This window comes from Pseudomonas sp. KH_027 (assembly GCF_057838565.1).
Window position 1 is genome coordinate 2653424 of the sequence record NZ_CM174470.1, and the last position, 13417, is coordinate 2666840.

Here is a 13417-nt window from a genome sequence, read left to right on the forward strand (position 1 = left end):
CCTATGCTGCGCATCCTCCTGATCAACGACACCGCGAAGAAGTTCGGTCGCCTCAAAGCGGCACTGACAGAAGCCGGCTTCGAGGTGATCGACGAATCCGGCCTGACCATCGACCTGCCGGCGCGGGTCGAAGCCGTGCGCCCCGACGTGATCCTGATCGACACCGAGTCCCCCGGCCGTGACGTGATGGAGCAAGTGGTACTGGTCAGCCGCGACCAGCCACGGCCCATCGTCATGTTCACCGACGAACACGACCCCGACGTGATGCGCCAAGCCATCCAGTCCGGCGTCAGCGCATACATAGTCGAAGGCATCCAGGCCCAGCGCCTGCAACCGATTCTCGACGTCGCCATGGCCCGCTTCGAGAGCGACCAGGCCATGCGCGCGCAACTGCAGGCCCGCGACGACCAACTGGCCGAGCGCAAGCGTGTCGAGCTGGCCAAGGGCATGCTGATGAAGATGAAAAGCTGTACCGAGGAAGAGGCCTACACCCTGATGCGCCGCCAAGCCATGAGCCGACAGCAGAAGCTGATTCAGGTGGCCGAGCAGATCATCGCCATGAACGAACTGCTCGGCCCCTGAAACCCGGCAGCCTGGATGACTGCCAGACCATCCAGGCTGCCGACCGAGAAAAGCGCATAACCCTCTCGACAAGGGCCCCACCGCCCGCTTATCTTCGCTTTCGGCCACCACAGTGGCCAACGTCGCTCGGACGGTTCCGGGCGCTTACGTCTCCGAGGAAAGCATGACTGACCAAGCTTCGCGCCGCTTTGCGCGCATCGATCGTCTCCCCCCTTACGTATTCAACATCACTGCCGAACTGAAGATGGCCGCACGCCGCCGTGGCGAGGACATCATCGACCTGAGCATGGGCAACCCCGACGGCGCCACCCCACCGCACATCGTCGAAAAGCTGGTGCAAGTCGCCCAGCGTGAAGACACCCACGGCTACTCCACCTCCCGCGGCATCCCACGCCTGCGCCGCGCCATCTCGCGCTGGTATAAGGATCGCTATGACGTGGAGATCGACCCCGAACACGAGGCCATCGTCACCATCGGTTCCAAGGAGGGCCTGGCTCACCTGATGCTCGCCACCCTCGATCACGGTGATACGGTGCTGGTGCCCAACCCGAGCTACCCGATCCATATCTACGGCGCGGTGATCGCCGGCGCCCAGGTGCGTTCCGTGCCGCTGGTGCCGGGCGTGGACTTCTTCGCCGAGGTGGAACGGGCGATCCGCGAGAGCATCCCGAAACCGAAGATGATGATTCTCGGCTTCCCCTCCAACCCCACCGCCCAATGCGTGGAGCTGGACTTCTTCGAGCGCGTGGTGGCCCTGGCTAAACAGCACGACGTACTGGTGGTGCATGACCTGGCCTACGCCGACATCGTCTACGACGGCTGGAAAGCGCCGTCGATCATGCAGGTGCCCGGCGCCAAGGACATCGCGGTGGAGTTCTTCACCCTGTCCAAAAGCTACAACATGGCCGGCTGGCGGATCGGCTTCATGGTCGGCAACCGCGAACTGGTCAATGCCCTGGCGCGGATCAAGAGTTACCACGACTACGGCACCTTCACCCCATTGCAAGTCGCGGCGATCGCGGCCTTGGAAGGCGATCAGCAATGCGTGCTGGATATCACCGCCAACTACCAGCAACGCCGCGACGTGCTGGTGCGTGGCCTGCACGAGGCCGGCTGGATGGTCGACAACCCGAAAGCCTCGATGTATGTCTGGGCGAAAATCCCCGAACCCTACGCCAAGCTCGGCTCGCTGGAGTTCGCCAAGAAGCTGCTGGCCGAGGCCAAGGTCTGCGTTTCGCCCGGCCTCGGTTTCGGTGACTACGGCGACGACCATGTGCGCTTCGCCCTGATCGAAAACCAGGACCGTATTCGCCAGGCCGTGCGCGGCATCAAAGCGATGTTCCGTGCCGATGGCTTGCTGCCGTCCGCGCCAAAGGCCAAACCAGAGCCTGTGTAAGCATGCAAGGCGGGCGACGCGAGTGGCGTACCCGCCCGGCAAATAGCGCACTAGAGCGGCTGCCGCCAACAGCCACGGAATGACGGGCGGCGGCCCCGCTCGTCACATCACCTGAACTTGTCGCCCAACAAACCACCGAACAGGAGCCTTTCCCATCCCACAGCCTCAGTAAGGATCAGCAATGATCGACCTCAGCACCTGGAACCTCAGCGTTCCTGCCCATGGCTCTGCCACGCTCATCGACACCGCCCGCCTGAACAATGGCTATCAAAGCCAGTACTTGCGCCCTCACTCCGACGGCAGCATCACCTTCTGGGTGCCGGTCAACGGCTCAGTCACCGAAGACGCCCGCTACCCGCGCAGCGAACTGCGCGAAACCCAGGCCGACGGCAGCCTCAGCTACTGGCCCTACCAGACTGCCGACAATTACCTGAGTGCCGTATTGACGGTGAACCAGGTGCCGAGCAAGAACAAAATCATCATCGGCCAAATCCATAGCAAGGATGAACCCGGCAGCGAGAATGATCCGCTAGTCAAACTGCAGTACCACTACCTGCATGGCGTCGGCCGGCTCGAAGCGCTGGTGCGCAAACGCCCGGGAGACAAGGACGTGGAGAACATCCTGCTGGCGGAAAACGTGCAACTCAATGAGCGCTTCAGCTATGACCTGCGCGTGACACCCAGCGGCAAACTCGGTATCCGCGTACACAGCAGCGGAGGCGATGACGGCTCGCACTATCGACAGTTGAGCGGCTATTGGGGCAAACAGCAGCTCTACTTCAAGGCGGGCGCCTATATTCAGGACAATTACGGCCCATCCGATGAAGGCGGCCGGGTGACCTTCTACTGGCTGAACAGCGCACATAAATAGGCTTGCTGTCGACTGAAGGGCTACAGCGGGAACGCAGTGCGAAGTCAGATTGAATCACCGGGGGCCGGGCCATTCATTCACCTGGCGAATAAGCCCAAAAGCCAGGACAGCCCACGTAAAATCAGCGCATTCGCCCTTCAGGCGCTCCAATAGCCAGCCGAGACCCGCCATGGCCCGTTTGCAACTCGTATTCCCCGAAGATCCGTTCTGCTACAGCACCCACCTGACAGTGCGTGTCACGGACATCAACGCAGCCAACCACCTGGGCAACGACTCGATGATTTCGATGATCTCCGAGGCCCGGGCGCGCTTTCTGTTCGATTTCGGTATCTCCGAAACCCGTGCCGATGGCCTGGGCATCATCGTCACGGACCTGGCCACCACCTACAAAGCCGAGGCCCACGCCCGCGACCAACTGCTGTTCGAGGTCGGGGTGATGGATTTCAACAAATATGGCGGTGACATCATCTTCCGCATCAGTCGTCCGGCGGACGACGGCCTGGTGGCGATGGCCAAGTCGGGCTTTGTTTTCTTCGATTACCGCAGCTCCCGAGTGGTACCGATGCCCGAGGACTTTTCCAGCAAATTCGCCAAGGTCAACTGGCTGGACTGAGGGCGCACGACACCGCTTTGCGCTATACCTTTCGAGGGATTCCATAGCGCATAGAGGGGATTGGCCATGCCAACCTTGCCTGGCCTGTACGGACGGGTCGCCCTGCTCGGCAGCCTGCTCACCCTTCCGTGGCTGGTCTTGGCCGATGACCCCATCGAGCGCGGGCGCTATCTGGTGCAAACTTCCGGCTGCAACGACTGCCACACCGCCGGCTATCTGCTGGCCCCGGACAAGGTGCCGGAAAGCGCCTGGTTGCTGGGCGACCAACTCGGCTGGAGCGGGCCATGGGGCACCACCTACGCGAGCAACCTGCGCCTGGTGGTAAGCCCTCTCAGCGAGGCGCAGTGGCTGTTACTGGCGCGCAACGCCAACTACCGCCCGCCGATGCCCAACCATGTGCTGCGCATCATGCGCGAAGAGGATCTGCGCGGCATCTACCGCTTTATCCAGCACCTCGGCCCGGCTGGGCAGCCGGCACCGGCCTATCTGCCGCCGGAGCAAAAACCGCAGGGCCCGGCGGTGGTATTTCCAGCCCCAGCGCAGTAACCCCACCTTTGTCGGCACAGTCCTTAAGTGCGCCTCATCGCGGTGCATGACTGAGCATCTCGCTCCGTTATGACTCATGTGCAGCTCACTGAAACCGCTCAGCTCGCCACAAATCAAGGCTTCGCCAGCCTTGGCTCGGCTCTTGCTACAACCTTGGCATAGGTAGCCAACGGCGGTTGCCCCACTAACGACAAAGACGTCGCGCCCACCCCGCTTTCGAGCAACCAGGTGGCGCGGCGTTTTTTTTCGTTTTGCTCCAGCGACTGGAGCGGGTGGACGAACCGCGATCCGGACGTTCCGCTTGCAACTCTCTCAACCTAGCTGTGGCTTCGGCCGCAGGGCGCCGCGCCACAAGTGCGGCGCACTCCCCGGCGGGTCGTTGGGCGGTGCCCACGATCACTGTTCGGCGACACGCCGGGACCCTTTTTTGCAGATGAGGTGTTAGATGAATACAAGCTTCTGGAAGGCCGGCCACGCACCGACCCTGTTCGCCGCTTTTCTCTACTTCGACCTGAGCTTCATGGTCTGGTACGTCCTTGGACCATTGGGCGTGCAGATCGCCGCCGACCTCGGCCTGACCACCCAGCAACGCGCCATGATGGTCGCCACTCCCATCCTCGCCGGCGCCGTATTACGCTTTCTGATGGGCCTGCTGGCCGACCGCACCTCGCCCAAAACCGCTGGCCTGCTCGGCCAGGTCACGGTTATCGGCGCACTCTTCGTCGCCTGGCAACTGGGCATTCACAGCTACGAACAAGCTCTGCTGCTGGGCGTCTTCCTCGGCGTTGCCGGTGCCTCCTTCGCCGTGGCACTGCCGCTGGCTTCGCAATGGTATCCACCGCAGCATCAGGGCAAGGCCATGGGCATCGCCGGTGCGGGCAACTCGGGCACTGTTCTGGCGGCGTTGTTCGCCCCGGTACTGGCCAGCATCTTCGGCTGGAGTAACGTGTTCGGCCTGGCGCTGATTCCACTGGTGCTGACGCTGGCGATTTTCGCCACAGTGGCGCGCAATGCCCCGGAACGCCCGGCCCCCAAGTCCACGGCCGACTATTTGAAAGCCCTGGGTGACCGCGACAGCTGGTGGTTCATGTTCTTCTACAGCGTCACCTTCGGTGGTTTCCTTGGCCTGGCCAGCACCCTGCCCGGCTACTTCCACGACCAATACGGGTTCGACCCGGTCAAAGCCGGCTATTACACCGCCGCCTGCGTGTTCGCCGGCAGCCTGATGCGCCCGCTCGGCGGGGCCCTGGCGGACCGTTTCGGCGGTATCCGTACCTTGCTGGTGGTCTACACCGCCGCGTCGATCAGCATCGCCGCCGTCGGCTTCAACCTGTCCAGTTCGACTGCCGCGCTGAGCCTCTTCGTCCTCGCCATGCTCAGCCTCGGTGCTGGCAACGGCGCGGTGTTCCAACTGGTGCCGCAGCGCTTTCGCAAGGAAATCGGCGTGATGACCGGGCTGATCGGCATGGCCGGCGGCATTGGCGGCTTCCTGTTGACGGCCGGGCTTGGTGCGATCAAACAATCGACCGGCGAATACCAACTGGGGCTCTGGCTGTTCGCCAGCCTCGGCATCCTCGCCTGGTTCGGTCTGTATGGCGTGAAGCTGCGCTGGAGAACCACCTGGGGTTCGGCGGCAATGACAGCCGCGCGGGTTTGAACCCCCACGCCACCGCCAAGCGAGAGCTCCAACCATGAGCCAACCACATCGCTTCGGCCAAGCCAGCGCTACCGGCCCTCGGGAGGAAAACCAGGACGCCCTGCGCGTGGTCACGCCCGCGCAAGGGTTGGCGGCGAGCAAGGGCTACCTGTTCGCCCTTGCCGATGGCGTCAGCCAGTGCGCCGACGGCGGCCTGGCGGCACGGGCGACCTTGCAGGCGCTGGCCCTCGATTACTACGCCACGCCAGAAACCTGGGCCGTGGCGCAATCGCTGGAACGCCTGCTGCTGGCCCAGAACCGCTGGTTACAAGCCAACGGCGGCGGCCAACCATTGCTCACCACCTTGACCACGCTGGTGCTGCGTGGCCGGCGCTTCACCTTGGCGCATGTCGGCGACTGCCGTGCCTATCGCTGGCTGGATGGCACGCTGGAACGCCTGACCGAGGATCACGTCTGGGAGCAACCCGGCATGCAGCATGTGCTCAAGCGCGCGCTAGGCCTGGATCAGCACTTGGTGGTCGACTACCTCGACGGCGAACTGCGCGAAGGCGAGTCGTTCCTGCTGGTCAGCGATGGTGTCTGGGCGGTATTGGCCGACAGCCACATTCAACACATCTTGCAGGATGCCGGCGACCCCAGTGCCGCCGCGCAAGCGCTGGTCAGTGCCGCGCACCTGGCCGGCAGCCAGGACAACGCCAGCGCCTTGCTGGTGCAGGTCGGCCCGCTGCCGCAAGGCGACCTGGCCGACACCCTTGCGCAGCTTGACCACTGGCCGTTGCCACCGAAGCTACGCGAGGGGCAGGATTTCGAGGGCTGGCAGGTCGAACGGTTGATCGCCGAATCGCGCCAATCGTTGGTCTACCGGGTACGCGATGCCCAGGCCCGGCGCTGGCTGCTGAAAACCCTACCACCCAGCCGCCACGACGAAGCCCATGCCGGTCCGGCACTGCTGCTGGAAGAGTGGTTTCTACGCCGCGTGGCCGGGCGTAACTTCCCGGACGTACATGCCCTGCCCCAACGCCAGCATTTGTACTACGTGCAACGCGAGTATTCGGGGCAGACGCTGGCCGAACACGTGCGCCTGTCCGGCCCCCTGGGCCTGCCCGAATGGCTGGATATCGCCCCACGCCTGCTGCGCGCCCTGGGCATGCTGCACCGGCGAAATATCCTGCATCGCGACCTGAAACCGGAAAACCTGTTATGGGGCGACGACGGCGAGTTGCGCGTCCTCGACTTCGGCCTGGCCTATTGCCCCGGACTGTCCCAGGACGAAGTCCACAGCTTGCCCGGCACCCCCAGTTACATCGCCCCGGAAGCCTTTGCCGGTGCCGCACCGAGCACGCAACAGGACCTCTACGCCGCCGGCGTCACCCTTTATCATCTGCTAACCGGGCATTACCCCTACGGCGAGATCGAGGCCTTCCAGCACCCGCGCTTCGGCACCCCGACGCCAGCCAGTCGCTACCGGCCGGACCTGCCGAGCTGGCTGGATGAAAGCCTCAATCGCGCCGTAGCCGCCGACCACAGCCAACGCTTTGAAACCGCCGAAGAGTGGTTGCTGGTTCTGGAACAGGGCGAACGCCAGGCCCTCAGCGTCCGCCCTCGGCCGCTGCTGGAGCGCGAGCCGCTGAAGGTCTGGCGCGGTCTGGCGCTGTTTTCGCTGGCGCTGAATCTACTCTTGCTGGTGTTGATGCTGCTGGGCTGAGCCCGGCTCGAACGCACCACAACAGCGCCACCCGCTTTAAAGGAGTGCGTAACGACCGCCAAGTCAGCCCATAAAACCCCGCTATAGCCCTGCAAACGCTGGGGCCAATGAAGTTGGCACAGCTACTGCAATAACAACTTCGACAAATTATAAAAGCGCAGCCCTCAATGGCGAGGGAGGCACTTCCCGCTAGATCGGGACTTGGACAAAGGCGTCCTTGCTGGTTACCCAGCAAGGACGCCTTTTTTGTTTGTGCGGATTTTGTCGAGCCACCCGGAAAACCCTGCACGGCAGGTTGCCCAAGCTCACGGAGACACAGCATGAAAAAGCTCAAATTAGTCATGATCGGCAATGGTATGGCCGGGGTACGTACGCTGGAAGAGTTGCTCAAACTCGCCCCTGACCTCTATGAGATCACCGTGTTCGGCGCCGAGCCGCACCCGAACTACAACCGTATCCTGCTTTCTCCGGTACTGGCCGGCGAGCAGACGTTCGAAGAGATCGTGCTCAACGACCTGAACTGGTACAGCGAAAACGACATCAAACTGATGCTCAACCGCAAAGTCGTGGAAATCGACCGGATCAAGCGCCGGGTGATCGCCGAAGACGGCAGCGAAGCCGAGTACGACCGCCTGCTGATCGCCACCGGCTCCAACCCGTTCGTGCTGCCGATCCCCGGCAACACGCTCAAGGGCGTGATCGGCTACCGCGACATCGCCGATACCCAGGCGATGATGGACACCGCCAAAACCCACAGCCATGCCGTGGTGATCGGCGGCGGCTTGCTCGGTCTGGAAGCCGCCAACGGCCTGAAACTACGCGGCATGGACGTGACCGTGGTGCATATCGGCGACTGGCTGATGGAGCGCCAACTCGACCCCACCGCCGGCAAGCTGCTGCAAACCGCACTGGAAGCCCGCGGCCTGAAATTCAAGCTGCCCAAGCACACTGCGGAGCTGATCGGCAATGAAGACGGCCGCGTCTGCGCCGTGCGCTTTGCCGATGACGAAGTGATTCCCGCCGACCTGGTGGTCATGGCCGCCGGCATCCGGCCCAACAGCGAGCTGGCGGAAAAATCCGGCATTCCCTGCAACCGCGGGATTCTGGTCAACGACACGATGCAGACCAACGACCCGCGCATCTACTCGGTCGGCGAATGCGCCAACCACCGCGGCATCGCCTACGGCCTGGTCGCGCCACTGTTCGAACAAGCCAAGGTCTGTGCCAACCACCTGGCCCAGTTGGGCTTTGCCCGCTACCAAGGCTCAGTGACCTCGACCAAGCTGAAAGTCACCGGCATCGACCTGTTCTCCGCCGGCGAATTCATGGGTGCCGAAGGCACCGAAACCATCACCCTCTCCGACCCCATCGGCGGCGTGTACAAGAAGCTGGTGATCAAGGACGACATCCTGGTCGGCGCCTGCCTGTACGGCGATACCGCCGACGGCGGCTGGTACTTCCGCCAAGTACGCGAGAACCACAACGTCAGCGAGATCCGCGATCACCTGATGTTCGGCGAAAACGCTATCGGCGACGTCGGCCACCAGGGCCAGGACAAAACCGCGAACATGCCCGACAGCGCGGAAATCTGCGGCTGCAATGGCGTGTGCAAAGGCACCATCGTCAAGGCCATCCAGGAAAACGGCCTGTTCAGCGTCGACGACATCAAAAAGCACACCAAAGCCGCCAGCTCATGCGGCTCCTGTGCCGGCTTGGTGGAACAGATCCTGATCAGCACCGTCGGTGGCGCGGCGGACGTGAAACCGAAAAGCGAGAAAGCCATCTGCGGCTGCAGCGACCTGAACCACGGCCAGATCCGCCAGGCGATCCGCGACCAGCACCTGATCGCCATCGCCGACACCCAGCGCGCCCTGCACTGGAATACCCCGAACGGTTGCGCCACCTGCCGCCCGGCGCTGAACTACTACCTGCTCTCGACCTGGCCGGGTGAAGCCAAGGACGACCCGCAGTCGCGCCTGATCAACGAGCGTGCCCACGCCAATATCCAGAAAGACGGCACCTATTCGGTGGTGCCACGGATGTGGGGCGGCGTGACCAACCCGTCCGAACTGCGGCGCATCGCCGACGTGGCGGACAAGTACAACGTACCGATGGTCAAGGTCACCGGCGGCCAGCGCATCGACCTGCTGGGGATCAAGAAGGAAGACCTGCCAGCGGTCTGGAAAGAACTGGACATGCCATCCGGGCATGCCTACGGCAAATCCATCCGTACCGTGAAGACCTGCGTCGGCAGCGAGTTCTGCCGCTTCGGCACGCAGAACTCGACCCAACTGGGTATCGACCTGGAGCACGACCTGTTCAACATGTGGTCGCCGCACAAGGTCAAGCTCGCGGTCTCCGGCTGCCCGCGCAACTGCGCCGAGGCCGGCATCAAGGACGTCGGCATCATCGGCGTCGACTCCGGCTTCGAGATGTACATCGGCGGCAACGGCGGGATCAAAACCGAAGTCGCGGAGTTCTTCGTCAAGGTCAAGACCGCCGACGAGGTGCGCGAATACAACGGCGCGTTCCTGCAACTGTACCGCGAAGAAGCCTTCTACCTCGAACGCACCGTGCACTACCTGCAAAGAGTCGGCATGGACTACATCAAGCGCGCCGTGGTCGAGGATGCAGCCAACCGCCAGGCACTGAATGCGCGGCTGCAGTTCTCGCTGTCCTTCGAGCAGGACCCGTGGAAAGAGCGGATCGAACAGCCGCAATTGAAGAAAGAGTTCGACCGCATCCCGGTCAAGGACTTGGCAACCGTCTGAAAAGCCCCCTCTCCCCAACCTCTCCCGCAAGCGGGAGAGGAAGCGGGTCCCCCCCCGCCCATTCATGGGAGAGGGGCCGGGGGAGAGGATATGCAGCGACACCCGAACTTTGGAGACACACCTATGAACTGGCTGGATATCTGCGCTCTGGATGAAATCAACGTACTCGGCTCACGCATCATCACCGGGCCCAAAGGCGATATCGCGATTTTCCGGGCCGCCGACGACGAGGTCTTCGCCCTCGACGACCGCTGCCCGCACAAGGGCGGCCCGCTGTCCCAAGGCCTGATCTACGGCAAGCGCGTGGCCTGCCCGCTGCACAACTGGCAGATCGACCTGGAAAATGGCGAAGCCCTGGCCCCGGATGTCGGTTGCGTCCACAAGCATGCGGCCAAGGTCGAGAACGGTCGGGTACTGCTGGCCATCAGGCAAGCCGCGCTGCCCGCCTGAGTCGTCACACCGCTACGCAATGCTTGCCGGGCTTCGCTCCGCACCAACCTACAGGAACAATGTCATGGGCCTGAACCCTGCCACTCAAATCACCGCGTCCACCTGCTGCTATTGCGGCGTCGGTTGCGGCGTGCTGATCGAGCACGATGGCGAGCGTGTCCTGGGTGTAAGCGGTGACCCAATGCACCCGGCCAACTTCGGCAAACTCTGCAGTAAAGGCGCGACCTTGCACCTGACCGGTGACCTGGCGGCTCGCGCGCTTTACCCGGAACTGCGGTTGGGCAAAACCCTGCCGCGTTCGCGGACGAACTGGGATTCGGCGCTGGATCACGCCGCCCAGGTATTTGCCGAGACCATCCGCGAACACGGCCCGGACAGCGTGGCGTTCTATATTTCCGGTCAACTGCTGACCGAGGACTATTACGCCTTCAACAAGCTCGCCCGTGCCCTGGTCGGCACCAACAACATCGATAGCAACTCAAGGCTGTGCATGTCCTCGGCCGTGGTCGGCTACAAACGCAGCCTCGGCGCCGATGCGCCGCCGTGCAACTACGAAGACCTCGAGCACAGCGATTGCGTGCTGATCGTCGGCAGCAACATGGCCTTCGCCCATCCCGTGCTGTTCCGCCGCCTGGAAGAAGCCAAGGCCAAGCGCCCGGACATGAAAGTCATAGTGGTCGACCCGCGCCGCACCGACACCTGCGAACTGGCCGACCTGCACCTGGCAATCCAGCCCGGCACCGATGTGGCGCTGTTTCACGGCATCCTGCATATCCTGATGTGGGAAGGCTGGCTCGACCGGCGCTTTATCGACGAGCACACCGAAGGCTTCGAGGCACTGAAGAGCCTGGTGCGCGACTACACCCCGCACATGGTTGCCGAGCTGTGCGGCATCAGCCAGGAAAACCTGCTGGCGTGCGCCAAGCTCATCGGCCAGGCGCCGCGCTTTCTCTCACTGTGGTGCATGGGCCTGAATCAATCGAGCGCCGGCAGTGCGAAAAACAGCGCGCTGATCAACCTGCACTTGGCCACTGGGCAGATCGGCCGTGTGGGTGCCGGCCCCTTCTCGCTGACCGGCCAGCCGAATGCCATGGGCGGCCGCGAAACCGGCAGCCTGTCCAACCTGCTGCCGGGCCACCGCGAAGCGGCGAATGCCGTGCATCGCGCCGAAGTCGCCCACCACTGGGGGGTCGACAGCCTGCCGGAAAATACCGGGCTGACGGCCGTCGAACTGTTCGATGCGGTACATGCCGGCACGATCAAAGCCCTGTGGATCGCCTGCACCAACCCGGCGCAATCGCTGCCGGACCAGAACAAAATCCACCAGGCCCTCGCCACCTGCCCGTTCGTGGTGGTACAGGAAGCCTTTTTCACCACCGAGACCTGCCGCTTCGCCGACCTGCTGCTGCCCGCCGCCAGTTGGGGAGAAAAGGAAGGCACGGTGACCAATTCCGAGCGGCGCATTTCCCATGTCCGCAGCGCCGTGCCCGCGCCCGCCGAGGCACGGCCCGACTGGGCGATCACCGTCGACTTCGCCCACCGCCTGGAACACTTGCTACGCCCCGGCCTGCCCAGCCTGTTCAACTTCGACAGCCCACAAGCGCTGTTCGATGAATACAAGACACTGACCGCCCAGCGCGATCTGGACCTGTCCGGTCTCAGCTACGCGATTCTGGATAACCAGGGGCCGCAACAATGGCCCTTCCCCGTCGGCGCCAGCGCCGGCACCCCACGTCTCTACGGCAACGGGATTTTCCCAAGCGAATCCGGCCGCGCGAGCTTTATCGCCGACCCCTATCGCGCACCGAAAGAAAAACGCGATGCGCGCTTTCCGTTGACCCTCAATACCGGCCGCCTGCGCGACCAGTGGCACGGCATGAGCCGTACCGGCACCGCCGCGCAACTGTTCGGCCACGTCGAGTCCGCCGTACTCAGCCTGCACCCGGACGAACTGCGTCGTCGGCGCCTGCAAGCCGGCGATCTGGTGAAACTGAAAAGCCGGCGTGGCAGCCTGATCCTGCCGGTGCAGAGCGACGAAGGTGTGCGCTCCGGCCAGGCGTTCCTACCCATGCACTGGGGCGATCGCTTTCTCAAGGGGCTGGGCTGCAACGTGCTGACCCTGCCGGCATTCGATCCGCTGTCGAAACAGCCGGAACTCAAACACGCCGGCGTCGAAGTGCAAAAGGTCGAATTGCCCTGGCAACTGTTCGCCCTGGTCGAAGGTGACGTGCAAAACCGTTTCGAGGCATTGCGCCCGCTGTGCGAAAGCTTCGACTATGCCAGCCTCGGCCTGATCGGTCGCGAGCGCCCGGCCCTGCTGATTCGTGCTGCGGCCACCGAGGCCCCGGCGCCTGAACTGCTGGCGCAGATCGATCGCTTGCTGGGCCTGCATGAAGGCCCGGTGCTGGCCTATGACGACCCACGGCGCGCAGTTGGCAAGCGCGTACGCATCGAACACGGCCGCATCACGGCCATCCGCTTGGCCGGTGAAACGGCAGCCCGTGACTGGCTCAAGAGCCTCTGGCTCAGCGGCGAAGCCGACGCGGACCTGCGCCGCTGGCTGCTGGCACCGATCAGCACACCACCCGGCAGCGCTGGCGCCAGCCCACTCGACAACAAGACCCTGTGCAACTGCATGAATGTCAGTCAAGCCGCCGTTTGCGCCGGCATCGCCCGCGGCCTGGACTTGAACGGACTGAAACAGGAGCTGAAATGCGGCACCAGCTGCGGCTCCTGCGTACCGGAAATCAAACGACTGCTCGTGCAACAGCCGGTGGCAGTACACGCATGACCGTCGGGTGCGCCAAGCGCACCGCAACCAAACGC

Annotated in this window: 10 protein-coding genes; all 10 read left to right on the forward strand. The window is 63.4% G+C overall.

Annotated features, from left to right (window positions below):
• Nucleotides 1–3: 3 nt before the first annotated feature.
• The 10 genes from AC3IYG_RS12500 to AC3IYG_RS12545 all read left to right on the forward strand — a co-directional run bounded on the left by AC3IYG_RS12500 (nucleotide 4) and on the right by AC3IYG_RS12545 (nucleotide 13382).
• Nucleotides 4–582, forward strand: a complete 579-nt coding sequence (locus AC3IYG_RS12500) for an ANTAR domain-containing response regulator (protein WP_489308803.1) — start codon at nucleotides 4–6, stop codon at nucleotides 580–582.
• Nucleotides 583–745: 163 nt separating this feature from the next.
• Nucleotides 746–1978: an alanine transaminase gene (gene alaC / locus AC3IYG_RS12505; RefSeq protein ID WP_489308804.1), complete on the forward strand. Its 1233-nt coding sequence runs from the start codon at nucleotides 746–748 to the stop codon at nucleotides 1976–1978.
• A 181-nt stretch (nucleotides 1979–2159) separates the two neighbouring features.
• Nucleotides 2160–2849, forward strand: a complete 690-nt coding sequence (locus tag AC3IYG_RS12510; RefSeq protein WP_489308806.1) for a polysaccharide lyase family 7 protein — start codon at nucleotides 2160–2162, stop codon at nucleotides 2847–2849.
• A gap of 169 nt (nucleotides 2850–3018) precedes the next feature.
• On the forward strand, nucleotides 3019–3462 hold the full coding sequence (locus AC3IYG_RS12515; RefSeq protein ID WP_489308808.1) for a thioesterase family protein: 444 nt from the start codon (nucleotides 3019–3021) through the stop codon (nucleotides 3460–3462).
• A gap of 66 nt (nucleotides 3463–3528) precedes the next feature.
• On the forward strand, nucleotides 3529–4008 hold the full coding sequence (locus tag AC3IYG_RS12520) for a cytochrome C (protein ID WP_489308809.1): 480 nt from the start codon (nucleotides 3529–3531) through the stop codon (nucleotides 4006–4008).
• Nucleotides 4009–4453: 445 nt separating this feature from the next.
• Nucleotides 4454–5665, forward strand: a complete 1212-nt coding sequence (locus AC3IYG_RS12525) for an MFS transporter (protein WP_489308810.1) — start codon at nucleotides 4454–4456, stop codon at nucleotides 5663–5665.
• 34 nt (nucleotides 5666–5699) lie between these two features.
• Complete coding sequence (locus tag AC3IYG_RS12530; protein WP_489308812.1) at nucleotides 5700–7370, forward strand: bifunctional protein-serine/threonine kinase/phosphatase; 1671 nt, start codon at nucleotides 5700–5702, stop codon at nucleotides 7368–7370.
• A 320-nt stretch (nucleotides 7371–7690) separates the two neighbouring features.
• Entirely contained in the window at nucleotides 7691–10141 is a 2451-nt protein-coding gene (nirB, locus tag AC3IYG_RS12535) for a nitrite reductase large subunit NirB (RefSeq protein WP_489308814.1), read from the forward strand.
• Nucleotides 10142–10264: 123 nt separating this feature from the next.
• A complete protein-coding gene (gene nirD, locus AC3IYG_RS12540) occupies nucleotides 10265–10591 on the forward strand; it encodes a nitrite reductase small subunit NirD (RefSeq protein ID WP_489308815.1) in 327 nt (108 codons plus the stop codon).
• Between the two features lie 64 nt (nucleotides 10592–10655).
• Nucleotides 10656–13382, forward strand: coding sequence for a nitrate reductase (locus AC3IYG_RS12545; RefSeq protein ID WP_489308816.1), 2727 nt, complete (start codon nucleotides 10656–10658; stop codon nucleotides 13380–13382).
• The last annotated feature ends 35 nt before the right edge of the window (nucleotides 13383–13417 follow it).